Source organism: Nocardioides maradonensis (genome assembly GCF_054777115.1).
The window spans coordinates 19898-43303 of sequence record NZ_BAAHAZ010000006.1; the positions used below are offsets into that span (position 1 = coordinate 19898).

The 23406-nt window shown below is 70.8% G+C and carries 20 protein-coding genes; 11 read left to right on the forward strand and 9 right to left on the reverse strand.

Going from position 1 to position 23406, the window contains the following annotated elements; all coding sequences use genetic code 11:
- Nucleotides 1–174 precede the first annotated feature (174 nt).
- From ACYVAQ_RS08225 to ACYVAQ_RS08235, 3 genes are all read right to left on the reverse strand, one after another.
- Nucleotides 175–1065: an NAD(P)-binding domain-containing protein gene (locus ACYVAQ_RS08225; protein ID WP_460788141.1), complete on the reverse strand. Its 891-nt coding sequence runs from the start codon at nt 1063–1065 to the stop codon at nt 175–177.
- A 27-nt stretch (nt 1066–1092) separates the two neighbouring features.
- Nucleotides 1093–2343 (reverse strand): cytochrome P450, encoded by a 1251-nt coding sequence (locus tag ACYVAQ_RS08230; protein WP_460788143.1) that lies wholly within the window; start codon nt 2341–2343, stop codon nt 1093–1095.
- 146 nt (nt 2344–2489) lie between these two features.
- Nucleotides 2490–3704, reverse strand: a complete 1215-nt coding sequence (locus tag ACYVAQ_RS08235; protein WP_460788145.1) for a saccharopine dehydrogenase family protein — start codon at nt 3702–3704, stop codon at nt 2490–2492.
- Between the two features lie 189 nt (nt 3705–3893).
- On the opposite strand from ACYVAQ_RS08235, the gene ACYVAQ_RS08240 reads away from it, so the two are divergent.
- Together ACYVAQ_RS08240 and ACYVAQ_RS08245 are read left to right on the forward strand one after the other, a co-directional pair.
- Entirely contained in the window at nt 3894–5207 is a 1314-nt protein-coding gene (locus ACYVAQ_RS08240) for an NAD(P)/FAD-dependent oxidoreductase (RefSeq protein ID WP_460788147.1), read from the forward strand.
- 98 nt (nt 5208–5305) lie between these two features.
- Nucleotides 5306–6661 (forward strand): flavin monoamine oxidase family protein, encoded by a 1356-nt coding sequence (locus ACYVAQ_RS08245; protein WP_460788150.1) that lies wholly within the window; start codon nt 5306–5308, stop codon nt 6659–6661.
- 72 nt (nt 6662–6733) lie between these two features.
- Here the strand turns inward: ACYVAQ_RS08245 and ACYVAQ_RS08250 are convergent, their stop codons facing one another.
- Nucleotides 6734–7891 (reverse strand): acyl-CoA dehydrogenase family protein, encoded by a 1158-nt coding sequence (locus ACYVAQ_RS08250; RefSeq protein ID WP_460788152.1) that lies wholly within the window; start codon nt 7889–7891, stop codon nt 6734–6736.
- A 141-nt stretch (nt 7892–8032) separates the two neighbouring features.
- Entirely contained in the window at nt 8033–10054 is a 2022-nt protein-coding gene (locus ACYVAQ_RS08255) for a PHA/PHB synthase family protein (RefSeq protein WP_460788153.1), read from the reverse strand.
- 183 nt (nt 10055–10237) lie between these two features.
- On the opposite strand from ACYVAQ_RS08255, the gene ACYVAQ_RS08260 reads away from it, so the two are divergent.
- From ACYVAQ_RS08260 to ACYVAQ_RS08290, 7 genes are all read left to right on the forward strand, one after another.
- Nucleotides 10238–11008, forward strand: coding sequence for an esterase/lipase family protein (locus ACYVAQ_RS08260; protein ID WP_460788155.1), 771 nt, complete (start codon nt 10238–10240; stop codon nt 11006–11008).
- A 113-nt stretch (nt 11009–11121) separates the two neighbouring features.
- Entirely contained in the window at nt 11122–11517 is a 396-nt protein-coding gene (locus ACYVAQ_RS08265; protein ID WP_460788157.1) for a hypothetical protein, read from the forward strand.
- A 161-nt stretch (nt 11518–11678) separates the two neighbouring features.
- Nucleotides 11679–11882 carry a ferredoxin gene (locus ACYVAQ_RS08270; protein WP_460788160.1) on the forward strand — a complete coding sequence of 68 codons (204 nt, stop codon included), beginning with the start codon at nt 11679–11681 and terminating at the stop codon, nt 11880–11882.
- A 3-nt stretch (nt 11883–11885) separates the two neighbouring features.
- A complete protein-coding gene (locus tag ACYVAQ_RS08275; protein ID WP_460788161.1) occupies nt 11886–13076 on the forward strand; it encodes an NAD(P)/FAD-dependent oxidoreductase in 1191 nt (396 codons plus the stop codon).
- A 281-nt stretch (nt 13077–13357) separates the two neighbouring features.
- On the forward strand, nt 13358–14158 hold the full coding sequence (locus ACYVAQ_RS08280; protein WP_460788163.1) for an SDR family NAD(P)-dependent oxidoreductase: 801 nt from the start codon (nt 13358–13360) through the stop codon (nt 14156–14158).
- Between the two features lie 2 nt (nt 14159–14160).
- Nucleotides 14161–14904: an SDR family NAD(P)-dependent oxidoreductase gene (locus ACYVAQ_RS08285; RefSeq protein WP_460788165.1), complete on the forward strand. Its 744-nt coding sequence runs from the start codon at nt 14161–14163 to the stop codon at nt 14902–14904.
- A 175-nt stretch (nt 14905–15079) separates the two neighbouring features.
- On the forward strand, nt 15080–16315 hold the full coding sequence (locus ACYVAQ_RS08290; protein ID WP_460788167.1) for a cytochrome P450: 1236 nt from the start codon (nt 15080–15082) through the stop codon (nt 16313–16315).
- Between the two features lie 18 nt (nt 16316–16333).
- On the opposite strand, the gene ACYVAQ_RS08295 is transcribed toward ACYVAQ_RS08290, so the two are convergent.
- The 3 genes from ACYVAQ_RS08295 to ACYVAQ_RS08305 all read right to left on the reverse strand — a co-directional run bounded on the left by ACYVAQ_RS08295 (nt 16334) and on the right by ACYVAQ_RS08305 (nt 19815).
- On the reverse strand, nt 16334–17911 hold the full coding sequence (locus tag ACYVAQ_RS08295; protein ID WP_460788169.1) for a flavin-containing monooxygenase: 1578 nt from the start codon (nt 17909–17911) through the stop codon (nt 16334–16336).
- On the reverse strand, nt 17904–18857 hold the full coding sequence (locus ACYVAQ_RS08300) for an alpha/beta hydrolase (RefSeq protein WP_460788171.1): 954 nt from the start codon (nt 18855–18857) through the stop codon (nt 17904–17906). Before ACYVAQ_RS08300 ends, ACYVAQ_RS08295 begins: the two co-directional genes overlap by 8 nt.
- A 196-nt stretch (nt 18858–19053) precedes the next feature.
- Nucleotides 19054–19815, reverse strand: coding sequence for an SDR family NAD(P)-dependent oxidoreductase (locus ACYVAQ_RS08305; protein WP_460788173.1), 762 nt, complete (start codon nt 19813–19815; stop codon nt 19054–19056).
- A 155-nt stretch (nt 19816–19970) separates the two neighbouring features.
- Here ACYVAQ_RS08305 and ACYVAQ_RS08310 point away from each other — a divergent pair, with 155 nt between their 5' ends.
- The gene (locus ACYVAQ_RS08310; protein ID WP_460788175.1) at nt 19971–21344 is read left to right on the forward strand and encodes an NAD-dependent succinate-semialdehyde dehydrogenase; all 1374 of its coding nucleotides are present in this window, start codon (nt 19971–19973) and stop codon (nt 21342–21344) included.
- Nucleotides 21345–21370: 26 nt separating this feature from the next.
- Here the strand turns inward: ACYVAQ_RS08310 and ACYVAQ_RS08315 are convergent, their stop codons facing one another.
- On the reverse strand, nt 21371–22594 hold the full coding sequence (locus tag ACYVAQ_RS08315) for a cytochrome P450 (RefSeq protein WP_460788176.1): 1224 nt from the start codon (nt 22592–22594) through the stop codon (nt 21371–21373).
- Nucleotides 22595–22845: 251 nt separating this feature from the next.
- On the opposite strand from ACYVAQ_RS08315, the gene ACYVAQ_RS08320 reads away from it, so the two are divergent.
- On the forward strand, nt 22846–23292 hold the full coding sequence (locus ACYVAQ_RS08320; protein WP_460788177.1) for an acyl-CoA thioesterase: 447 nt from the start codon (nt 22846–22848) through the stop codon (nt 23290–23292).
- Nucleotides 23293–23406 lie beyond the last annotated feature (114 nt).

The following is a 23406-nucleotide window of genomic DNA, read 5'->3' on the forward strand; positions in this document are numbered from 1 at the left end:
TGGATCGTCGCTGGGACGAGTAGAACCCGCGTGGCGCGCCTGTGGTCCCGATGAGGTGGGGGCACCCGCCCGAATGGGTGAGGGGCTGCAATTACGTCAGCAAATCAGGAAAACGGGCGCGGGCGCGGCGCCGGCCCGCAGGAGACCGGCGCCGCGCCCGCGGACCGTGCCGGGTCAGGACCCGGAGCGCGCCACCTTGGTGAGGGCGAAGAAGCCGAGACCGCCGAGCCCGGCCTGCTCGGCCTCGTTGAGGTTCTCCACGGCGGCGCCGAGCAGGCGCGCCTTGTAGCCGGCGTCGCGCATCGCGCTCAGAGTGGCGCGGCACCCCTCGGCGTACACGCCCAGGTAGGCGGCGTCGGTCTCGTGCTTGTCGCTGGTGATCGCCTCGACCGCGGACTTGGCCGACTCGCCGATCGTCTGGAAGACCACCTCGGTGATGCCGTTGAGGACCTCCACGTCGACGCCCTCGTCGAGGGCATAGGTCGCCGCCTCGACGTAGGCATTGAGGGCGGCGGAGTAGAAGCCGCCGATGATGGCGGCGTCGATGATGGAGGCAACCTTGACGTTGTCCGACACCAGCATGGAGTAAGGCCCTGGGGTCATCAGCGTCTTCTCGTGGTCGGCCCAGGCGTCCGGCGAACCGGCGTAGAGGACCATGCCCTCCTCCGTGCCGATCTGGTGCGGGAAGCACAGGATCGCGCCGTCGATGTAGCGCCCGCCGCGCTCGGTCGTCCAGGCGGCCATGTCCGTGGACTCGGTCGGGGTGCTGGTGCCGATGTTGGCCAGGGTCTTGCCGCTCCAGTCGGCCACGCCGGAGAGCGCGTCCTTGGTGGTGGCGTACGTCGAGGTGCAGCCGATGACCAGCGAGGTACCGGCCACGGCGTCCGCCGCCGACGCGACCGCGGTGATGTTGGCGCCGGCGATGGCCTCGGCCTTCTCCGGCGACCGGTTCCAGGCCGCGACCCGGAGACCGTTGGCGGCGAAGTTCTTCGCGAGGGCGGCGCCCATCAGGCCGATGCCGATGACGGCGACGTCGTACTGGTTCTGCGTGGAGGTGTCAGACATGGGTTCTCCTTGTGGTGGGGATGGCGGTCAGGACGCGCGCGGGCCGAGGCGGACCGGAAGCGTCTTGCGCTGGTTGACGAAGTAGGACTCGGTGAACGGCGCGTCGCCGGTGATCTCCATCTGGGGGTAGCGCTGCAGGGTCTCGGCGATCATCACGCGCAGCTCGAGGCGGGCCAGGGCGTTGCCGAGGCAGAAGTGCCGGCCACCGGCGCCGAAGGCCTGGTGCTCCGGGTTGCGGGTGACGTCGAAGCGGTGCGGGTCGTCGTACTTGTCCTCGTCGCGGTTGGCCGAGGGGTACCACATGACGACGGAGTCGCCGGCCTTGATCTGCTGGCCACCGAGCTCGGTGTCGACCGTCGCGGTGCGCCGCATGAGGGTGAACGCCGGGAACATGCGCAGCGCCTCCTCGACGACGCTGGGGACCAGCGACATGTCGGCCAGCACCTTGGCGCGCTCGTCGGGGTTCTGCATCAGGGCGATCATGGCGCTGGTGTACGTCGCCATGGTGCTGTCGTTGCCGGCCGCGAACAGCAGCAGCATGCCCGCGATGATCTCCTCGTCGGTGAGCTTGTCGCCCTCGACCTCGGCGTTGATGAGGATGGAGATCAGGTCGTCGCCGGGGTTGGACTTGCGCTGCTCGACGAGCTCGAAGCACTGGCCGATCAGGTCGGGGATGAAGACCTCCAGCCACTCCTCGAGGCCGCCGGGGTTGAAGTGCGGGTCGTCGAGCGCGATGTAGCGGCTGATGTTGTGGATCCAGCGGGCGTCGTCCTCCTCCGGGATGCCCATGAACCCGTGGATGACGCGCGCGACGATCGGCTTGGAGATGTCGTTGACGAGGTCGCAGGTCTCCTTGCCCTCGAGCCGGTCGAGGACGTTGGTGACCGCTTGGTTGACCGCCTCCTCCTCGGCAGCGATGCGCTGCTGGGTGAACCCGGCGAGGAAGAGCTGCTTGAGCCGGTCGTGGCGGGGCGGGTCCAGGTTGATCATGTCCATCTTCTGGAGCTCCTTGAGGTGCTCCGGCATGCCGTCCCAGGTCAGGTCGACCGCTCCGTCGGCGTTCGAGGAGAACGTCTTCCAGTCCAGGCTGACCTTCTTGACGTCGTCGGCCTTGGTGATCGACCAGAAGCCCTTCTCCGAGAAGCCGGGGATGTCCGCCGAGTGGTGGACGGGGCACTTGCCGCGCAGCTGGGCGAAGACCTCGTGCGGAGGGCCGTCGACCCACAGGGCGGGGTCGGCAACCGTCAGGTCGGTCGGCAGGTCCTGGTGCGTCGTCATGGTTCCTCCAGGTGTGGTTCGGATTCGTGGTTCGGTGCGGCGACGCTATGGCGCAGGTCACCCCGCGGGCGGGGCTCGGCCCAGGCTTCCCCCACCTGGGGGAGTGCCGGTCGACTCGTTGATCGCGACCGGCACTCCCTGAGCGGTCAGGCCCGGACCGCGTCCGGCAGGTCGGCCGGCGTGGGGTCGGTGATCTCCTGGATCAGCAGGTAGTCCTCCGGAGCGGTGGCCGGCACGGACAGCTCGGCGTACAGCGCGAAGAAGTCGTTCGGGTCGATCGCTCCCTCGGGGGCGTTCACGCCGGGCTCGGTGATCCTGCCGCGGAGCAGCAACTCCATGCCGACGGCGAGCGCGACGCCGGTGCCGCCGCCCATCTTGCCCTCGGGCATGGCGGTGGGGGAGACCGAGACCGCGGTCCGCTGACCGTCGCGGGTGCCGATCGCCACGGTCCACACCTGGCCGAGCGGGTCGCGCGGGGCCTTGGTGGCCGGCCGCGGCGGGTTCTCCAGCTGGTGGGCGCCCTCGGCCAGCGTGATCGTGCCGGCGTCGTACGCCGCCGCGACGTCGGCCGCGTGCTCGAAGATCCAGCCCGGGCCGGAGGTGATGTTGATGGAGGTGGTCAGGCCCTCGAGGTAGCGGGGGAGCGTGACGGCCTCGGGGTGGCCGACGGTGTAGCCGCGCACCCGACCCAGGCCGGGGTAGTCGAACTCGACGGGCTGCAGCGGCGTGATGTCGCGAGGCTCGCTGCCGCACCAGGCGCGGATGGAGCCGCTGATCTGGATCAGCCAGTGCTCGACCGCCGCGCCGGCGCCGCCGGTCTGCGGGTAGTCCGGCTCGTCGGCCAGCGTGGCGCCCCCCATGGACCAGCCGGTCAGGAGCGTGTCGACCTCGTCGAGCCGGCCGGCCGCGACGAGGGCTGCCATGTTCGAGACGCCCGGGCTGCCGCCGATGCCCTTGACGACGGTCAGGCCGCGCTCTCGCGCGCGCTCGTCGAGCTCGAACGCCTCGACGGTGGACTCCCAGTCGTCGTCGATGTCGAGATAGTGGCAGTCGCTGTCGATCGCGGCCTCGAGGATGGGGCGGGCGAACAGCGAGAACGGGCCCATCGTGTTCAGCACGACGTCGCAGTCGGCGAAGGTGGTCCGCATCGCCTCGGCGTCGGTGGCGTCGAGCCGGATGGCCTCGCACGGGCCTCCGACCTCGGCAGCCACCTTCTCCGCGCGGGCCAGGTCGATGTCGGCGACGAGCAGGCGTTCGACGGAGCCGAGGCGGGCGATCGCGCGGACGGCCCACCGGCCCATCGCGCCGGCGCCGCCGACGATCACCGCGGTACGCGGGCGGGGGGAGGGTGAGGTGGACATGCGGGTCTCCTTCTGGGTTGGCTTTGCTCGCGAGCCTCGCCGCGCACGGCTGCTCATCGGGCGGGCCTGCCGCCAACGACGCCCGGGTGGGGGACCCCGCCCTGCGCGAGCGTCCGTGGTGTCCCCCGAATGGGCCGTCTGCGTCGCGCGTGTGCGGCCGTGCAGCGCCGAACACGTCACGATCCGGCCATGACCTCCTCCACGTCCCCCTCGGTCCCGCTCACCCTGCTGAAGGGAAGCGGATGGGTCGACCCGCCGACGGTGCTGGAGCCTGCGGTCTCCGCCCAGGTCGACTGCGACGTCGTCGTGGTCGGCGGCGGTCTCGGCGGGATGGTCGCCGCACTGCGACTGGCTGAGCACGGCCGCGACGTGGTGCTGCTCGAGGCCGAGGTGTGCGGCTGGGGCGCGAGCGGACGCAACGCCGGCTACATCACCCCGACGCTCGGCAGCGACCCGCGGATCCTCAAGCGCTTCTACAAGGATCGGATGCGCGGTCTCTACGCGATGGCGAACAACGCCGTCGCGTTCACCGAGGCGCTGATCGCCGACAACGCCATCGACTGCGGCTACCGGCAGACCGGCAACGTGGCAGCGGCACCGACCGCGGCGGCGTACCGGAAGATCGCGGCGACCACCAAGAGCGGCCGGCGTGCCAAGGTCGGAGACGCGGCCGAGCTGGGTCTCCCGCCGGCCTTCCACGGCGGCATCCACATCGACGTCGGCGGAATCCTCAACCCGGGCGAGCTCGCCCTCGGCGTACGCGACCTGGTGCGGGCCTCGGCGGTCCGGGTGTTCGAGCAGAGCCCGGTGCGCGCGGTGGAGGACCGGGGCGACGGTGTGAGGGTCCGCCTCGACGGCGGCGAGGTGCGCGCGCGGGAGGCGATCCTCACCACGAACGCGTTCACCAAGGAGCTGTCCATCGCGCCGCGGAACCTCGGTACGCCGGTGTGGGTCACCGCGATCGAGACCGAGCCCGTCACTGCTGAGCAGCTCGACGAGGCCGGCTGGACCAGTCGCACGCCGATCACGACCAACCACTTCGTCATGCAGAGCTTCCGTCCGACGCTGCGCGGCACCATCGTCACCACGACCCGCAGCCTGCAGATGGCCCGGCACGCGAGCCTCGAGCGTCGACCCGACCCCAAGGTGGTCGCAGACCTCGTCCGGGGCCTGCACGAGCGGCTGCCCACCCTGCCCGACCTCGCGCCGAACCGGGCCTGGGGAGGCTGGATCGGGCTGACCCCCTCGAACATGGCGGTGGTGGGTCAGGTCACGCCGCGGGTGCACTACTCGCTGGCCTGCAACGGGCACGGGTTGCCGCAGGCGCCGTACCTGGGCAGCCTGCTGGCCGACCACGTCGTGGGCGAGCCGATGGCCGACGACCTCGCCGCGGTCTGGCGCGCGACCCCGCGCTTCGCCCCGGGCATCGTCAACCCGCTCACGTTGAAGCTGGGCTGGGTGGCCGACCGGATGGGCGATCGTCTCGACCGCTTCCGTCGCTGAGCGGGTCGCCCCGTGTCCTGGGCCTTGACATCCCCCGGGTGGGCCCGCTGCAGACCCGCGGCCGACCCGCACGCCCCGCGACCGGCGAGCATCGCCACATGGAAAATGGAGACCTCCGCGAGGAGACCTGTGACGTCGTCGTGATCGGGGCGGGCGCGGCGGGCCTGGTGGCCGCCACCACCCTGGTGCCCTCCGCCAGCGTGGTCGTTCTCGAGTCGTCCGACCGCCCGGGCGGGCGCGTCGAGTCCGTACGCCGGGGCGAGTACTGGCTCAACATCGGCACCCAGTTCACCGAGGGTGAGGGCACGCTGTTCGAGGTGATGGACCGGCACGGCATCGAGCGCGGATCGCTCGCCGGCCGCAAGGCCGCGCTCTACCTCAAGGGCCGGATGGTCACCACCGACAGCCCGCCCCTCCTCCTGCTGCGATCGCGAATGTCGCTGGCCGCGAAGGTCGAGCTCGCCCGCACCGGGTTGCGGATCAAGTCCGCGTACGGTCGGCTGTTCGGACGGGACGCGACCAAGGCCCGTCGGCTCCGCGACCGGCTGGACGCGCAGACAGGTGCGGAGGCGCTGATGGACGGCGTCACGACGCCCGAGATCCGCGCGCTGTTCGCTGCCTGGTCGGGGCAGTGGATCGGGTGCGAAGCGGATGAGACGGCGGCGACGCAGCTCGTCATCTCGATCGGCACTGCGCTCGAGAAGGCCGCGAAGGTGCCCAACTTCGCGTTGCCGGTCGGCGGCAACCAGACCTTCACCGACGCGCTCGCCGCGGACCTGGGGGACCGGCTGCGCCTCGGCGCCGAGGCGCGCAAGGTCAGCTGGAGCGAGGACGACGTCGTGGTGGAGTACGCCGACGCTAACGGTCCGGTGAGGTTGACCGCGCGGCGCGCCATCGTCGCGACCCCCGCGGACCGCGCGCTGGAGATCCTCACCGACCTGCCGGACGCCCAGCGGACCGCGCTGGCCGACATCAAGTACGGCCGCTACATCCTGGCCGGCATCTTCACCTCCGAGGAGGGGACGCAGCGCTGGGACGACTACTACGGCATCTCCACCCCGGAGCTGTCCTTCCAGATGGTCTTCAACCACGCCGCGCCGCAGCGGGTGCACGGTCCGCGCCGGCCGGGCGGCGCGCTGGTCGTGCTGGCGGGAGGCGCGCGCGCCGATGAGCTGGGGAAGCTGACCGACGACCAGATCGAGGCCGCCTTCGTGAAGGACCTGGTCGCGATGTTCCCCGAGCTCGAGGGCCACGTCGAGGAGGTCGTCGTCAAGCGTCAGCCCCGCGTCGTCTCCTACTGGGAGCCCGGCAAGCGTGCCGCGTCGCAGAAGACCCTGCGCGCGCCCCTGGGCCCGATCCGGTTCGCCGGCGACTACCTGGCCGACCCGTCGCTCGCGGCTGCCGCGGCGGCCGGCCAGCTGGCAGCTGAGAAGACGCTGCAGGGCCTCGCGTAGCCCGGCAAACGACGAAAGGGGCGCGGTCAGCATCGCTGACCGCGCCCCTTTCGTCGTGCCGGGCTGCTCGGTTCAGAGCCCCATGTCGTGGGCGATGATCAGCTTCATCACCTCGGAGGTTCCGCCGTAGAGGCGGTTGACCCGGTTGTCGGCGTACAGGCGGGCGATCGGGTACTCGTTGATGTAGCCGTAGCCGCCGTGCAGCTGCAGGCAGCGGTCGATGACCCGGGCGGCGACCTCGGTGCAGAACAGCTTGGCGGACGCGGCCTCGGCGGCCGTCAGGTCGCCCGCGTCGAGGGCCTCGAGGGCGCGGTCGGTCACGGCCTCCGCCGCGTCGACCTCGGCCTGGCAGGCCGCGAGCTCGAACTTGGTGTTCTGGAAGGACGCCACGGACTGGCCGAACACCTTCCGGTCGGTCACGTAGACCTGCGCGAGCGCGACAGCGGCCTTGGCCTGGGCGTAGGCGCCGTGCGCGATGCCCCACCGCTCGGAGGCGAGGTTCTTGCCGAGGTAGGAGAACCCCTGGTTCTCCTCGCCGAGCAGGTCCTCGGCCGGCACCCGTACGTCGACGAACGCCAGCTCGGCGGTGTCGGAGGTGCGCAGCCCGAGCTTGTCGAGCTTGCGCCCGACGCTGTAGCCCGGCAGCGAGGTGTCGACCGCGAACAGCGAGATGCCGTAGCGGCGGTCGTCGTCCGTGGCGGGGTTGGTCCGCGCGGCCACGATCACCCGGTCGGCGTGCACCCCGCCGGTGATGAAGGTCTTCGCGCCGTTGAGCACGTAGTGGGAGCCGTCCTCGGACAGCTTCGCCGTGGTTCGCATGCCGGCCAGGTCCGAACCCGCCCCGGGTTCGGTCATCGCCAGCGCCCACATCTCCTCGCCGGTGACGAACTTCGGCAGGTAGCGCTGCTTCTGCTCCTCGGTGGCGAGCATCTTCAGGTAGGGCAGTGCGAGCAGGACGTGGGCACTGGACCCGCCGAGCAGCACACCGAGCCGCGCGATCTCTTCGTACTCGACAGCGGTGAACTTGTGGGTGGTCAGACCGGCGCCCCCGTACTCCTCGGGCACGGAGATGCCGAACACCCCCAGCTCTCCGAGCTTGAGGTAGAGGTCGCGGGGGACCATGCCTGCCGCGAACCACTCGTCGTAGTCGGGAAGGACCTCGGACTCGAGGAACGCGCGAAGCGTCTTGCGGTAGGACTCGTGATCTTCGGAGAACACGATGCGGTGCATGAGGACCTCAGTTCACTCTTCTCTCAGCGGCTCGTCGGCGTGGAGCCGTCGAGCCTCGAATCTAGGCACGTTACGGGCGTGTTACGTCCGGCTCGTCTGGCCGCTGCCCGGTTGGGGGATGGGGTCGTGGCGTGGTCGGCATCAGGTGAGGACACGTCGGGCGTACTGCCCGGGTGCGTCCTCGATCGGTGGGTACGCCGCGGAGCCGAGCTCGGTCGGCGCGGGCCGGGTCTCCGGTGCGATCCGCTCGATCCACGTCCCCCAGGTGTTCCACCAGCTGCCGCTCTGACGCTCGGCGCCCGCCAGCCAATCGTCGGGATCCGCGCACCGGTTCGAGGACGTCCAGTGCGCGCTCTTGCGGTGGTCCGCGGGCCGCGCGATCACGATCGCGTGCCCACCGTCGGCCAGCACGAAGGTCGCCTTGCCGCCGAGCTGGGCCACGGTGCGGTAGCAGTCGCGCCATGGCGAGATGTGGTCCAGCGAAGCGCCGAGCACGAAGGTCTCCACGGTGATGTCGCGGGTGCTGATCGGCTCACCGAGGATCGTGACTCCACCCGGCTTCACGAGGCCGTTGTCCAGGGCGAGAGCGATCATGTCGGCACCGAACCTGACGGTCAGGTTCGTCTGGTCCACCGCCCACGCGATGAGCGGGACCGCGGGTGCCGAGCGCCCGAGGAGGTACTGGTTGATCACGTTGAGCCAGATGCTCTCGTCGGGCCGCATGAACGCGAAGGAGTAGGACTGGTCGGTCGCCTTGAAGTAGCCATGGGTCGTCGCCTTGCGGATCGCGGCCGCCGCCGCATCGCGTTCGATGATGGGCCCGTCGTCGTCGCCGTGGAAGTCGGCGACCGCGATGGCGACGGTCAGGCTCGCGACCAGGTCCTGGCGGCCGACGGCAGCCAGGTAGGCGGTCGTCATCAGGGCGAGCTGGCCGCCGCCACACAGCCCGGCCAGGTGCACGCGATCGGTTCCGGAGATCTCGGCGACGGTCTCGGCTGCCTCGATGATGCTGGCGACGTACGCGTCGAACCCCGCGTCCGCGTGGGTCTCGTCGGGATTGACCCACGCCGGGATGAAGACACGCCGTCCCCGGTCCAGGAGGCCCTTGAGGACCGAGGACTCCGGGGCGAGGTCGACGAGGTAGTGCTTGTTGATCGGCGAGGCCACCATCAGTGTCGGTACCGCGTCGACGGTGTCCGTACGGGCTTCGAACTCGAGCAGCTCGTAGAGGCGCTCGCGGCGCACCACCTTGCCCGGTGTCGCCGCGATCGTCTCGCCGATCACGAACGGGGTGCGATCCACGCTGCACGGGAGCTTCGTCACCGTCCCGAGGTCGTGGACCAGGTTGCGCACACCCCGCACCACGTTCGAGCCGCCGGTGTCGATGAGCTCCTTCCACACCGTCGGGTTGGTGAGGGGGCTGTTCGTCGGCGCCAGCGCCGACAGCACGTTGTCGAGCGGGATCTGCAGCTGGCGACGCGTGCGGCTGTCCAGCTCGGCGTCGTCGAGGATCCCCTGCACCTCGCGGCACAGCACGACGTAGCTATGGGCCAGTCGCTCGAGCACGGCGTTCTCGTGCCAGGCCCGGTCGGCGAAACGGGGATCGAGCTCACCGTCCGGCGCGCCGGAGACGACGATCCGATACACGTCGCTCGCGAGGGTGCCGAGGTGGCGCGCCGGCACAGCCGGGCGGCGCACCAGCGTGGAGGCTAGCTGCGACAGCGCCCGCTTGGGGAGCAGTCCGGCCAGCCCCTGGTAGCGCGCGTCGGCCAGGACCGTCTCGATGCCACCGCCGGCGTGGGCGTCGTCGAGGTCGCTCATCGCAGCGGTGCTCCCCACGCGACGGCGCCGCGCAGCTGTGCTTTCAGGAGCTTCCCGCCCGCGTTGCGCGGCAGCGCCGCGTCCGCGGCCGACGCCGGCCGAGCGCAGCCCTCCGGCGACGCGCGCGGCACGGTCCCACAGCTGGCGGTAGGTGAGCCGCTCGCCACCGAGCTCGACCAGCGCCTCGGCGTCCGGGGTGGAGCGCACCCAGTGGTCGAGCGAGGCCAGCAGCGTCGCGGGCAGGTCGGGGTAGCGCGCGATGCCGTCCTCGCCCACCGTGAGGTCGGCTCGGCCGAACGGGTCGTGATCGCGGCTGATGATGCGAGGGAGCTCGGTCGTCATAGCTGGGTCCTTCGGCCTTCGCGGATGGCGGCGTGACCCGGAGAGGGCGTCGTGCAGCGGAGGTCGCGGCGCCGGTTCGTCATGAGCCATGGTGGCGATTCCCGCAGCCGTCCCCCGAGGCTGGTGGAGGGTGCCCCCCGGTTGGGGGATGCGCCTGCCCGCGGCGGACGGCAGGGTGCAGCCATGATCCTCACCCCCGCCGCCTACGTGCCACCGCGGCTCACCCTCCTGCACACCGAGGGCGTTCGGGCGGCCGCCGACACCACGGCGTACCTCTGTGCGCTCCCGGGCCTGGTCGCCGGTGATCGAGGTGACGGACACGACGTGCTGGTGGTGCCTGGTTTCCTCGCCGAGGACGTCTCGACCCTCGCTCTGCGAGCGGTGCTCCGTGCCCGCGGCTACCGGTCGCACGCGTGGCACCTCGGCCTGAACCTCGGGCCGACCCGGGCGACCGTGGATGGCCTCGTCGGGCAGATCGACCGCCTCGCCGACGCGGGCCGCGGTCCGGTCAGCCTGGTCGGCTGGAGCCTGGGCGGAGTGTTGGCGCGGGAGATCGCTCGCATGCGGCCGGAGCAGGTCCGGTGCGTGGTCACGCTGGGCAGCCCCTTCCGGCTGACCGCACGGCACTCGCCGTCCTCGACCCACGCGGGCTGGATCTACCACGCCTTGCGCCGCTGGCACACCGACCTGCTCGACCACGACGTGCCCGAGGAGGAGCGCCCCCCGCTGTCGATGCCCTCGACCTCGATCTACTCGCGTCGGGACGGAATCGTGCCCTGGCAGTCGTGCATGGACATTCCCGGCGATCTCCGCGAGAACGTCGAGGTCACGGCCAGTCACTTCGGCCTGGGCGCCAGCCCTGAGGTCATCGGTGTCGTGATCGACCGCCTCTCCCAGCCGGTCGGGGAGTGGCAGCCCTATGCAGGCAGTCGCCACGCCGCGTCGTCCTCCTGATGGCGGTCGCCTCCGTGCGAGCGCGCGGTAAATAGCGCGAGTGCTTGACACGCAACGCACGTGACCCTGATGCTTGGTTCGCCAAGCAGCATCACCTGAGAGGAACCACCACCATGACCACCTACCGCGAGCTCACCACGCAGGCTGCCGACCAGTGGGTCGCCGCCCTGAAGAGCGCCGAGGACGCCGTCGCCAAGGTCTCGGCGAACGCCAAGCGCGTGGCCGACGCCATCCCCACCCCGAACCTGCCGAGCAACGAGGCGTTCGCCAAGATCAACGAGCCGTTCGCCAAGCTCAACGAGGCGCTCGCCGAGCGGCTGCCCAGGCCCAGCGAGATCGTCGAGGCGAACTTCGAGTTCACCACGAAGCTCCTCGCCGCGCAGCGTGACCTCGTGCTGCGCCTGATCGAGGTCGGCACCGCGTCCGCTGCGTCGGACGAGGCTCCCGCCGCGGCGAAGCCCGCCGCGGCGAAGCCCGCCCCGGCCAAGGCGGCCTCCAAGAAGGCCTGACCGCCCGCATCACGACGAAGGCCGCCCGGCACTGCTGGGCGGCCTTCGCGCGTCCCGCCCCGGGTACCCCCCGATTGGGCAGGATTCGGCGGCGGGCGGGCTGGAGACCCGCTGCGGGTCGCAGAGTTGCCGACGTACCTGAACCTCGGCAAGGAGCCACCATGACGCTGAAGCTCACCCTCGATCTCGACAGCTGCACCGGGTGTGCCTGCTGCATGATGGAGTGCCCCGACCTCTTCGACATCGATGACGAGTCCGGCCTGGCGATCCTGCTGGAGGCGAATCCCTCCGACGACCGCCGCGAGGAGGCGGAGCGCTCGGTGCGTTCCTGCCCCGAGGGCGCGATCGCGCTCGAGGAGGCCTGAGGCATGTCTGCGATGGATCGCGTCGTCGTCGTCGGCGGCTCGGTCGCCGCGGTCAACGCGGTCGACGGCCTGCGGCACGCGGGCTTCGAGGGGGAGATCACCCTCGTCAGCGCCGAGGAGCTTCTGCCCTACGACCGGCCCCCGCTGTCGAAGGAGGCCTTGCGCGAGGGGCACCAGCACGAGGCGCTGCTGCTCAAGGAGCCGGGTTGGTACGACGACGTGGATGTCGCCGTCTCCTTGGGCACGCCGGCCGTCGGCCTGGACACCGCCGACCGCGTGGTCGTCCTGGGCGACGGACGCGAGCTGTCCTACGACGGCCTGGTCATCGCCACAGGCTCCCAGACGCGCACGCTGCCGCTGCTGGACGGCGTACCTAACGTCTTCGAGGTCCGGACGCTGGCTGACAGCCTGAGCCTGCACGCCGAGCTGCGGCCGGGCCGCCACCTGGTGGTGATCGGCGCCGGCTTCATCGGCCTGGAGGTCGCCGCGACGGCCCGCAAGATGGGCCTCGACGTCTCCGTCGTCGAGATCGCGCCGGTGCCGCTGACCCGGGTCCTGGGCACCGAGCTGGGCCACTGGTTCCGCGACCTGCAGGTCGAGCACGGGGTCGATCTGCACTGCGGCCACGGGATCGCGTCGATCGAGGTCACCCCGCGTGGAACGCGGCTGCGGCTCGACGACGGCACCGAGCTGTCGGCCGACCTCATCGTCGCCGGGGTGGGCGTCGCGCCCGCGACGGGCTGGCTGGAGGGGAGCGGCATCGAGCTCGCCGACGGTGTGGTGTGCGACGAGGCGCTGCGGACATCGGTCCCGGGCGTCGTCGCGGCCGGTGACATCGTGCGGTGGCCCAACCGCCTCTTCGGCGAGTCCATGCGCGTGGAGCAGTGGCTCAACGCGGTGGAGCAGGGCACGCATGCCGCCAAGACGCTGATGGGCGAGATCGAACCCTTCGCGCCGGTTCCGTACTTCTGGTCCGACCAGTTCGAGGCCAAGGTCAAGTTCGTCGGCCACGTCAACGGCGAGGACGAGGTCAAGGTCGCCCGGACCGGTGACACCTCGCTGGTCGCCCTGTTCGGTCGCGGCGAGCGGTTGCGTGGCGCCCTGTGCATCAACGCCCCTCGGCAGCTGGCCTTCGCCAAGCGCGACATCCTCAAGGGCGTCTCGTTCCCGGAGGCCGTCGCCGCGCTCGGCTGACCGGGCTGCGCGGGGGACACGGCCTAGTGGTGCGTCCAAGAAGTTCTGAAGCGCTTCGCGCACCCACAGCACGCACCTCGCGGCGTTGCCGGCGCTTGCGAGACGACCCGGTATGGCTGCGCACCGGCGCCTTGCGATCCACGCACCGTGAGCACGCCAACCGTTCCACAACTTCTCGGACGCACCACTAGCCCGATCGGGTGAGCCTGATCGACTCCGGCGCCTGCTGCGCGCTCGCTGACCGTGATGGTGGAGCACCCACCGAACGAGAGGGAGCTTTCATGGATCGAGAAGTCGCAGTCGTCACCGGCGGGGGCCGAGGCATCGGCCTGGCCTTCGCCCGCCGGCTCGTCGCCGCAGGACGAACGGTGCTCATCACTGACATCGACCAGCAGGCCGCCCGGGCGGCTGCGGAGGAGCTGGGCTGCGCCTGGCTCCCGCAGGACGTGCGCGACCCGGCCTGCCACGTCGAGGTGGCCGAGCGCGCCGCCGAGCTCGGTCCTATCCGCGTCTGGATCAACAATGCCGGTGTGCTCATCGCGGGGGAGAGCTGGACACATGACCCCGACGAGATCGCACGGAGCCTCGACGTCAACGTCCTCGGCGTGATCGCCGGCTCGCGCGCCGCCGTGGCCGCGATGACCGCGGACGGTGGCGCGATCCTCAACGTCGCCTCGACCGCGGCCCTCGCCCCGGTGCCGGGACTCGCGGTCTACGCGGCGACGAAGGCGGCGGTGCTGTCGTTCACCACCTCGCTCCAGGGCGACCTCGAGCATGCCGGCCTGCCGATCCGGGCCCGAGCGCTGTGCCCCGACGTCACCGCCACCGCCATGGTGAGCGCCGTGGCCACCGACCCCGGAGCGTCGATCCTGTTCGCCGGCGGCAAGCAGGCGAGTGCCGACGACGTCGCGCGCGCCGGCCTCGAGCTTCTCGAGAGCCGACGGCTCGTGGGTGCGCACCCTCGGTCGAGCGGAGCGTTGTCACGGGGTGTCGGCCTGCTTCCGACCCTCGCCCTGCGGCTGTCCGCCTCCGCACGCAGAACCGGTGAGCGACGGCAGCGCGCCGCCGCCGGAAGGAGCTGACCGTGCGACGGTTCGAGTCCAAGGTCGTCGTCGTCACCGGCGGCGCATCAGGTATCGGTGCCGCAGCGGCCCGCCGGTTCTCGGCGGAAGGCGGCAGGGTCGTGATCGTCGACGTCGATGAGCGCGGTGGGCGTGAGCTCGCGATCGAGCTCGACGGCGCCGGGGCGAGCGCCACCTTCGTCCGCGCCTCGGTCACCGACGAGGCCGACGTCGCTGCCGTCTACGAGCACGTCCGTCGCGTGCACGGGAGGCTGGACGTGCTGTTCAACAACGCCGGCATCGTCCGGGAGAGCTGGGGTGCGACCACCGCCCTGGCCGACTGGCGCGAGGTCCTCGCGGTGAACCTCGACGGCGCGTTCCTGATGGCGCGGGACGCGATCGCGCTGATGAAGGCAGCCGGCGGGGGATCGATCGTCAACACCGCTTCGATGCTCGCCCACGTCGGCACACCAGGGGCGACGTCGTACGTCACCAGCAAGCACGCGGTCGAGGGTCTCACCCGGAACCTGGCCCTCGAGCACGCCGCCGACGGGATCCGCGTGAACGCGGTGTGCCCCGGCTACGTCAGGACACCCATGGTGCAGGCCGACATCGATGCAGACCCCGGCCTGCCGGGGAGGCACCCACTGGGGCGGTTGGCCGAGCCGGAGGAGATCGCTGCGGTCGTGGCGTTCCTCGCGAGCGACGACGCGAGCTTCGTGACCGGGGCGTCGTACGTCGTCGACGGGGGTTACACCGCGCAGTAGCCGGGCGCCAGCGCAGAGACGAACTGACCCCTCGGGTCACGCATCCCCCACCCGGGCAACCGGTTCCCTCGGGTGGCGATCGCGGCTGCACCGGCTTCTAGCGTCACCACGAGATGACCACGTGATCCTGTCGAGCGATCGCGTCGACGGGTCGAACCCGACTCCGGAGGAACCGATGACCGCCAACGAACTGCCCGAGGACCTGACCCTCGCCGACTTCCCTCTCTGGGCGGACGGCCCGCCGCACGAGACCTTCGCCGAGCTGCGCGCGAAGTGTCCGCTGCACTGGTCGCCGAACATCCCGGTCCTCCCCGAGGAAGAGGGGTTCTGGTCGCTGACCAAGGCTGACCACGTCGCGCAGGTCAGCAAGGACTGGAAGACCTTCTCGTCGGAGCGGATGGGCATCGACATCACCAACCACCAGATCCCACTCGAGTTCGCGCGCGCAGAGTTCATCGGCATGGATCCGCCCAAGCACGACCGGATCAAGCAGCTGTTCCTCAAGGGCTTCACCAACCAGCAGATCGCCGAGCACGAGGGCTGGATCCGCGACATCGTCTCCGGCGTCCTCGGCCGGCTCGACGGCCAGGACGAGTGCGACCTGGTGAGCGCGGTCTCCCAGCCGATCGTCGCCCGCGTCATCCACCAGCTCCTCGGCATCCCGGAGGAGGAGGACGTCAAGTGGGCCGACTACATGAAGCGCTACATGGGCCGTGACGATCCGGATCTCAACCCGGGAGGCATTCCGGCGTACGTCGACGAGCTGCTGCCGACGCTGATGGGTGAGGTCACGACGATGATCGAGGAGCGCCGGGCGAATCCCACGGACGACCTGATCAGCATCCTCGTGCACGCCGAGATTGACGGGCAGCAGCTCTCCGCCGAGGACATCATGTACGGCACGCTGCTGCTCGTCGGCGCGGGCAACGACAGCACGATGGCGACGTACGTCAGCGCGATGAAGGCGCTGATGGAGAACCCTGACGAGCGGCACAAGGTGATCGACGACATGTCGCTGGTCCCGAGCGTGGTCGAGGAGGCGCTGCGGATGTTCCCGGCCTTCTCGTTCATGCGGCGCACCGCCACCAAGGACGTGGAGCTCGGCGGTCAGCTGATCAAGGAGAACGACAAGGTCGTCATGTGGTACCCGTCCTCCAACCGGGACGAGGAGAAGTACGACGACCCGCACCGTTTCGATGTCGCCCGCAACCCCGAGCACCAGGCATTCGGCGCCGGCGGCCGGCACTTCTGCCTCGGCAACGCGCTGGCCCGCCTCGAGCTGAGGCTGATGATCGAGGAGACGCTGAAGCGGTATCCGCAGATGGAGATCGCCGGCGTTGCGCCGTACGCCGAGTCGTTCTTCATCAACCAGGTCAAGGCGCTACCCGTGCGGCTCGGGCCGCGCGCCTGACCATCAGAGGGATCTCGCTCAGGACAGCGCGAAACCGTGGTAGCCGGCGGCCGCGACGCCGTCGGCCACCTGCTTGTACATCCCCACCCCGCCGACGAAGGGCATGAAGACCCGCTCCTTGCCGGGGATGTTGGCGCCCATGTACCAGGACGCCGCCTGCGGCATCATCGTCATGTTCGCCAGGTCGTTGGTGGCACGCACCCAGTTGTCCTCGTTCTCCGCGAGGGGCTCCACGCGGCTCAGGCCACGCTCGCGCACGCGCGTCAGGAGGTCACCGATCCAGCCGACGTGGTACTCGATCGAGGTCAGCATGTTGGACAGCACCGACGGGCTCTGCGGGCCGCACACCGTGAACAGGTTGGGGAAGCCGGACGACATCAGACCCAGGTAGGTGCGGGGGCCGTGCTCCCACTTCTCTCGCAGCGTGAGCTCGCCGTTGCGGATCTCCATCGCGGTCAACGCTCCGGTCATGGCGTCGAACCCGGTGGCCATGACGATCACGTCGACCTCGTGCTGCCGGTCGCCGGCGAGGATGCCGTGTTCGGTGATCCGCACGATCGGCTCGTCGGTGATGTCGACCAGCTCGACGTTGTCCTGGTTGTAGACCTCGTAGTAGCCCGTGTCCACGCAGAGGCGCTTGGTCGCGATCGGGAACGTGGGCAGCAGCTTCTCGGCGACCGCTGGGTCGTCCACCTTGGCGCGGATGCGCTCGCGCACCCAGGCGGAGACCCGCTCGTTCTCCACAGGATCCACCAGCACGTCGGCGAAGGAGTCGGTGAAGCAGAGCCCGCCGAAGTCCCACTGCTTGTCGAGCACGCTCGGCAGCTCGGTGGCGCTGATGTCCGCCAACGTGGCGGTGTCCATCGGGCACTGGTAGCCGCTGGGCGTCATCCGGCTCACCTCGCGTCGAGCGGCGTAGCCGGCCTTCACGGTGACCAGGGCGTCACCGATCGGGCCGTTGTGGGCGGGTACGGCGTAGCAGGCGGTCCGCTGGAAGACCGTCAGCGAGCCCACGACGGGCGCGATGGTCGTGATCGTCTGCAGCCCGGACGACCCCGTGCCGACGACCGCGACGCGCTTGCCGGCCAGGTCGGCGTCGTCGGGCCAGCTCGAGGTCCACAGCAGCTCCCCGCCGAAGTCGTCGAGCCCCGGCAGATCGGGGCGCGAGGGCACGGACAGGCAGCCGCTGGCCGCCACGACGTACGTCGCCGTACGGGTCTGCCCGTCCGAGGTGCGCACCGTCCAGTGGTGTGCGGGCTCGTCCCAGTCGAGTGCGTCGACGCGCGTGCCGAAGACGATGCTGCGGCGAAGGTCGAACCGGTCGGCCACGTGCCGCGCGTAGGTGAGCAGCTCGGGCTGGGCGGCGTACCGCTCGGTCCAGGTCCACTCCTGCTGCAGCTCCTCGTCGAAGGAGTAGGAGTACTCGATCGACTCGATGTCGCAGCGCGCGCCGGGGTAGCGGTTCCAGTACCACGTGCCGCCCACGTCCTCGCCGGCCTCGATCGCGAGCACGTCGAAGCCGCGCTCACGCAGAAGGTGCAGCTGGTACATGCCGGCGAAGCCGGCGCCGATGACGATGACGTCGTGGTCAGCCACGAGAGGGCTCCTTGGTCTGGGTCGAGAGGGTGGTGAGGTGCTCGCTCACGAGGCGGATGCCGGCCTCGTAGCCCGGCAGGATCCCGGCCATCTGGAAGAAGCCGTGCATCTGGTCGGCGGCCACCTCCACGCGGACAGGTACGCCGGCGGCGCGCAGGGCCTCGGCGTAGGCCAGCCCGTCGTCGTGCAGCGGGTCGTACGCCGCGAGGTAGACCAGCGCGGGCGGCAGGTCGGCGTGGGAGTCGGCGCGCAGCGGCGAGGCGTCCGGCTGGCTGCGCGCCTGCTCGTCGGGGAGGTACTGGTCCCACAACCAGGCCATCGTGTCGCGGTCGAGGAACAGCTGGTTCTCCGGCTCGAGGAACGAAGGCCGGTCGGTACGGCAGTCGGTGACGGGGTAGATGAGGACCTGGGCGTCGAGGCGCGGGCCACCGCGGTCGCGTGCCCGCAGCGCCATCACGGCGGCGAGGTTGCCGCCCGCGGAGTCCCCGGCGACGACCAGGGGAACGCCGGTGGGCGCAAGGTCGTCGGCGTGCTCGGCCACCCAGGTCAGCGCGGTCCAGCTGTCCTCGACGGCGGTCGGGAAGGGGTGCTCGGGGGCCTTGCGGTAGTTGACGAGCACGACGGTGGCGCGGGCCGCGGTCGCGAGGTCGCGGGCCATGTGGTCGTACTGCAGGTCGATGTCGCCGAGGACCCACCCGCCGCCGTGGAAGTAGACGACGATCGACTCGGGCGTGCCGGTCGGTCGGATCGCACGGATCCGGAAGGTGCCGTCCAGTCCGTCCAGCCGCAGGTCGGTCACGCCGCCGACCTCGGGGCCCGGGCCGCTGTAGCCGGCGAGGATCATGTCGCCGAGGCGCAGGATCGGTGCCGTCAGCTCGGAGGGCGGCGGGGATCCGTCGGCCGTCAGGTCGTCCATCAACGCGCGCGAGGCTGCATCCAGGGGCATGCGATGGACTCTAGGAACCTCCGGCGCGCGCGCACCTGGCCGAGGTGGCCTGGATCACCCACCTGGGGGAGTCGGAGCCTTCGACCTACGGCCGCCCTGCACCTGGCTCACGACCGACCGCCGGAGCAGCCGAAAGGGCCGGCGCGGGTCACCCCGCACCAGCCCTTCGCCGCGCCCCACAGCGGTCAGTGTGTCGTCACTGGGCGGTCTGGCCGCCGTCGATGACGAGGACCTGCCCGGTCATGTAGTCCGACGCGGAGGATGCGAGGAAGATCGCCGGGCCGGCGTACTCCTCGGGCTGCGACCAACGGCCGGCCGGCACCAGGTTGCGGATGTAGTCCGCGACGCCCTCCTGGCCGAGCTGCGGCAGCATCGCCGTCTCGACGAAGCCGGGGCAGATCGCGTTGACCTGGACGCCCTTGCGGGCCCACTCCAACGCGACCGCCTTGGTGAGCCCGACGAGGCCGTGCTTGGCGGCGATGTAGGCGCTGTCGTTGCGCATGGCGATCAGGCCGAGGACCGAGGCGATGTTGATGACCTTGCCGCCACCGTCCTTGAGGAACGGGGAGGCGGCCTTGGTCATCACCCAGCACGACTGCAGGTTCAGGTCGACCACGCGCTGGAACGTGGCCAGCTCGGTCTTCTCGATGGGGGAGTCGTGGTCGTCGGCGGCGTTGTTGACCAGGATGTCGATCCCGCCGAGGATCTCAGCCGCCTTCACGATCGCGGCCTCGGCCGACTCGGGGGCCAGCAGGTCCGCGGCGAGGATGTCGATGGTGCCCGGGAAGTCGGCGCCCAGGGCGGCGGTCTCCTTCAGCCCCTCCTCGGATCGAGCGATGACCAGCACGTGGGCCCCGGCCTGCGCGAAGCCGAGGGCGATGGCCCGGCCGATGCCGCGGCTGGCGCCGCTCACGATGGCGCGCTTGCCGGCGATGTCGAAGATGTCGGTGGAAGTCATGGGTCGAGGATGGGTCGGCGCCCCCGCGGGGAGAGCTGCCGTGGGGTGAGAACCGCCCGGATGGGTGATGCCCGCGGCAGGTCGGCCTCCCCCGGCTGGGCGGTGTTCCGGTCGGGGCGGCGGGACGGCGCCCGCTGCGGAGGGACGGTCGGTCCGTGAGCACCTACGCCGTCACCGACCCGTACACGGGCACCACCATCAAGGAATACGCCGCGCTGACCGACGCGCAGCTCGAGGAGAAGGTCGCCCGCGCGGACGCGACGTACCGCAGCTGGGGCCGGACCACCACGCCGGCCGAGCGCGGCGCGCTGCTGGCCCGCGTCGCCGAGCTGTACGCCGAGCGCCGCGACGAGCTGGCCCGGCTGACCAGCCGGGAGATGGGCAAGCCGATCGAGCAGGCCGCACTCGAGGTCGACTTCGCCGGCGCGATCTACGACTACTACGCGCGCAACGCCGAGACGTTCCTGGCCGACGAGCAGGTCCCCCTGGAGTGGGGCACCGGCACCGCCGTCGTACGGCGTTCGCCAGTCGGCACGCTGCTCGGAGTGATGCCCTGGAACTACCCGTACTACCAGGTCGCGCGCTTCGCCGCGCCGAACCTGATGGCGGGCAACACCATCCTGCTCAAGCACGCCGCGCAGTGCCCCGAGTCCGCGGCCGCGATGGAGCGGATCTTCCTCGACGCCGGCCTCCCGGCGGGCGCCTACGAGAACCTGTACGCGACCTACGCCCAGGTCGACGGGCTCATCGCCGACCCGCGGGTGCAGGGCATCTCCGTCACGGGCTCGGAGGCCGTGGGTGCCCACGTCGCCGAGCTCGCCGGGCGCAACCTGAAGAAGGTCGTGCTCGAGCTCGGCGGCAACGACCCGTTCATCGTGCTCAGCACCGACGACCTCGACGCCACCGTCGAGGCGGCGCTGGGCGTCCGCTTCTACGACAACGCCGGCCAGATGTGCTGCGGCGCCAAGCGCTTCATCGTCATCGACGACCTCTACGACGCGTTCGTGGAGAAGATGACGGCCGCTGCCGCCGCGCTGGTCCCGGGCGACCCGTCCGAGCAGGAGACCGCGCTCGGTCCGCTGTCCTCGGTGGGGGCTGCTGAGTTCCTGGAGCGCCAGGTCGACCGGATCATCGAGGGTGGCGCGAAGGTGCTCGTCGGCGGCACGCGCGACGGGGCGTCGTACACGCCCACCGTGCTGGTGGACATCGACCCGTCGACCGAGGCTGCGCGCGAGGAGCTGTTCGGACCGGTCGCCAGCCTCTACCGGGTCACCTCGGAGGAGGAGGCTGTCACGGTCGCCAACGACTCGCCGTTCGGACTCGGCTCCTACGTCTTCACCACCGATGCCGCGCAGGGCGACAGGGTCGCCACGGCGCTCGACGCGGGCATGGTGTTCGTCAACATCGTCGGTGCCGAGGAGCCCGGCCTCCCGTTCGGCGGCACGAAGCGGTCCGGCTTCGGTCGCGAGCTGGGCAGGTTCGCGGTCGACGAGTTCGTGAACCGCAAGCTGATCCGCGTCGCCGGTTGATCTCGGGCGGCTGCGCTCTGGAGACCTCAGGGGCGCAGCCGCACCGGAAGCGTCACGAACTGGTTGACGAAGGTCGACAGCGCGGCCACCGCCTCACCGGCAGGCGCGAGATCGGGGTAGCGCCGCAGCGTCTCCTCGAAGAGGACCCGGAGCTCGAGCCGGGCGAGGGCGTGGCCCAGGCAGAAGTGCCGGCCGCCGGCGCCGAAGGCGTCGTGCTCGGGGTTGCGCCGTACGTCGAAGCGGTCCGGGTCCTCGTAGCGTGCCTCGTCGCGGTTCGACGACGGGAACCACATGACGACCTTGTCGCCGGCGGCGATCCGCTGGCCGGCGAGCTCGGTGTCCTGGGTCGCCGTACGGCGGAAGTGTGAGAAGGCGGGGAACATCCGCAACGACTCCTCGACCGCACCCGGGATCAGGGCAGGGTCCTCGAGCAGCAGCCGCCGCTGGTCGGGGTGCTCCATCAGCGCCAGCATCCCGCTGCAGTACGTCGCCTTGGTGCTGTCGTTGCCGGCCTCCATCAGCAGCATGATCCCCATGACGATCTCCTCGTCGCTGAGGCGCTCGCCATCGATCTCGGCGTCGACCAGGATCCCGGCGAGGTCGTCGCTGGGGTGCTTGCGGCGCTCCTCGATCAGCGCGCGGCAGCGTCGGTCGAGCTCGGCGAGCAGGTCGTCCATGGTCCGCCCGCCGCGCAGCTCGGGCGCGTCGTAGCCGGTGAACGCGTTGACGAGTCGTGCCCAGCCGCCGTCGTCCTCACGCGGGGTGCCGACGAACTCACCGATCACCCGGGCCACCACGGGCTGTGCGACGTCCTTGACGAGGTCGCAGGTCTCGCGGCCGTCGAGCCGGTCGAGCACGTCGGACACGATGGCCCGGATCATCGGCTCACGCTCGGCGATCCGCTCGGTGGTGAAGCCGGCCAGGAAGAGCGCCTTGATCCGGTCGTGCTTCGGCGGATCCATGGCGATGAACTGGGCGCGGGCGTTCTCGATCGGGTAGAGATCGGTCCAGATCTGCACCCCGCCGGCCCAGGAGGAGTACGTGCGCCAGTCGAGCGCCACGGTGCGGATGTCGTCGGCTCGGGTGACCGACCAGTAGCCAGCCTCGCCGGGATACTCGGTCATGCCGTCGGACCAGTGCACCGGGCACTCTGCGCGGAGCCGGGCGAAGACCTCGTGCGGCGGTCCCTGCGTCCAGTGCTCCGTGTCGGCGACCCGCAGGTCGGCCAGCTCTCGCTCCTGCTCGGTCACGTCGCGACCTCCGATGCTCAGGGGAATTCGACCGGTCCGTCGATCCAAGAGAGCCCGCCACGGCTCGACCGGGATGTGACGCGGATCATGCCCGGGTGGGGGAGTCGCCGAGCTCCGCTCCGGCGGCGGGACGACCCGCCCGATCGGGTGACTCCGGCGATCGGCGGCGTCGGCCGCGCGCGGACGCCGCCCTACGTTGAGCGCCCGCGACGGCCACCGAGGGCTCGTCGGGTAGCAGAAGGAGCTCGAGGATGAGGCTTGGTCGAGGTCAGGCCGCCGTGACCGAGCGCCGTCAGGTGCCGGCGGGCTATGGAAGCTGGTGGTCGACGGAGCTACGGCTGTGGTGGCGGGACTTCGACGCCTACGGCCACCTGACGGCGACCGGCTACCCGGTCGTGTACGCCGAGGCGTTCGCCGACTACGTCTCCGAGGCCTGGAACACGGCCGAGCCGCACTTCGTCGTCGCCGACCTGAGCGTGGCCTACCTGCGCGAGGTACGTCGCCGCGACAGCCCGGTCCGCGTGCACGTCGCCATCGGGCGGGTGGGCCGTGCGTCCTTCGAGGCCACGATGGTGCTCTGCTCGGCGGACGGGGAGGTCTGCAGCACCGCCCGCACTCGCTACGCGGCGTGGGACCCCGAGGAGCGGCGGTCGCGGCCCCTGACGGCCGAGGAGCGCCGGGGGCTCGAGGCGCGCTGACGGGTGCCGCGGCGTACCCCTGCTCGGGCTGGGGTGGCGGAAACAGGTAGTTCCACGGGTGCCGCCCGCGGTCGCGTGGACGAGCGTGCACCTCACCGGGAAACGCCCGGCGAA

Excerpts from the sequence above, each read along its gene's own strand:
- ACYVAQ_RS08300 (WP_460788171.1), bottom strand. The coding sequence starts at position 18,857 with ATGCCCCTGGATGCAGCCTCGCGCGCGTTGATGGACGACCTGACGGCC.
- ACYVAQ_RS08230 (WP_460788143.1), bottom strand. The coding sequence starts at position 2,343 with ATGACGACGCACCAGGACCTGCCGACCGACCTGACGGTTGCCGACCCC.
- ACYVAQ_RS08235 (WP_460788145.1), bottom strand. The coding sequence starts at position 3,704 with ATGTCCACCTCACCCTCCCCCCGCCCGCGTACCGCGGTGATCGTCGGC.
- ACYVAQ_RS08305 (WP_460788173.1), bottom strand. The coding sequence starts at position 19,815 with ATGACTTCCACCGACATCTTCGACATCGCCGGCAAGCGCGCCATCGTG.
- ACYVAQ_RS08265 (WP_460788157.1), top strand. The coding sequence starts at position 11,122 with ATGACCACCTACCGCGAGCTCACCACGCAGGCTGCCGACCAGTGGGTC.
- ACYVAQ_RS08255 (WP_460788153.1), bottom strand. The coding sequence starts at position 10,054 with ATGACGACCGAGCTCCCTCGCATCATCAGCCGCGATCACGACCCGTTC.
- ACYVAQ_RS08280 (WP_460788163.1), top strand. The coding sequence starts at position 13,358 with ATGGATCGAGAAGTCGCAGTCGTCACCGGCGGGGGCCGAGGCATCGGC.
- ACYVAQ_RS08320 (WP_460788177.1), top strand. The coding sequence starts at position 22,846 with ATGAGGCTTGGTCGAGGTCAGGCCGCCGTGACCGAGCGCCGTCAGGTG.
- ACYVAQ_RS08245 (WP_460788150.1), top strand. The coding sequence starts at position 5,306 with ATGGAAAATGGAGACCTCCGCGAGGAGACCTGTGACGTCGTCGTGATC.
- ACYVAQ_RS08240 (WP_460788147.1), top strand. The coding sequence starts at position 3,894 with ATGACCTCCTCCACGTCCCCCTCGGTCCCGCTCACCCTGCTGAAGGGA.
- ACYVAQ_RS08290 (WP_460788167.1), top strand. The coding sequence starts at position 15,080 with ATGACCGCCAACGAACTGCCCGAGGACCTGACCCTCGCCGACTTCCCT.
- ACYVAQ_RS08260 (WP_460788155.1), top strand. The coding sequence starts at position 10,238 with ATGATCCTCACCCCCGCCGCCTACGTGCCACCGCGGCTCACCCTCCTG.
- ACYVAQ_RS08250 (WP_460788152.1), bottom strand. The coding sequence starts at position 7,891 with ATGCACCGCATCGTGTTCTCCGAAGATCACGAGTCCTACCGCAAGACG.
- ACYVAQ_RS08225 (WP_460788141.1), bottom strand. The coding sequence starts at position 1,065 with ATGTCTGACACCTCCACGCAGAACCAGTACGACGTCGCCGTCATCGGC.
- ACYVAQ_RS08275 (WP_460788161.1), top strand. The coding sequence starts at position 11,886 with ATGTCTGCGATGGATCGCGTCGTCGTCGTCGGCGGCTCGGTCGCCGCG.
- ACYVAQ_RS08270 (WP_460788160.1), top strand. The coding sequence starts at position 11,679 with ATGACGCTGAAGCTCACCCTCGATCTCGACAGCTGCACCGGGTGTGCC.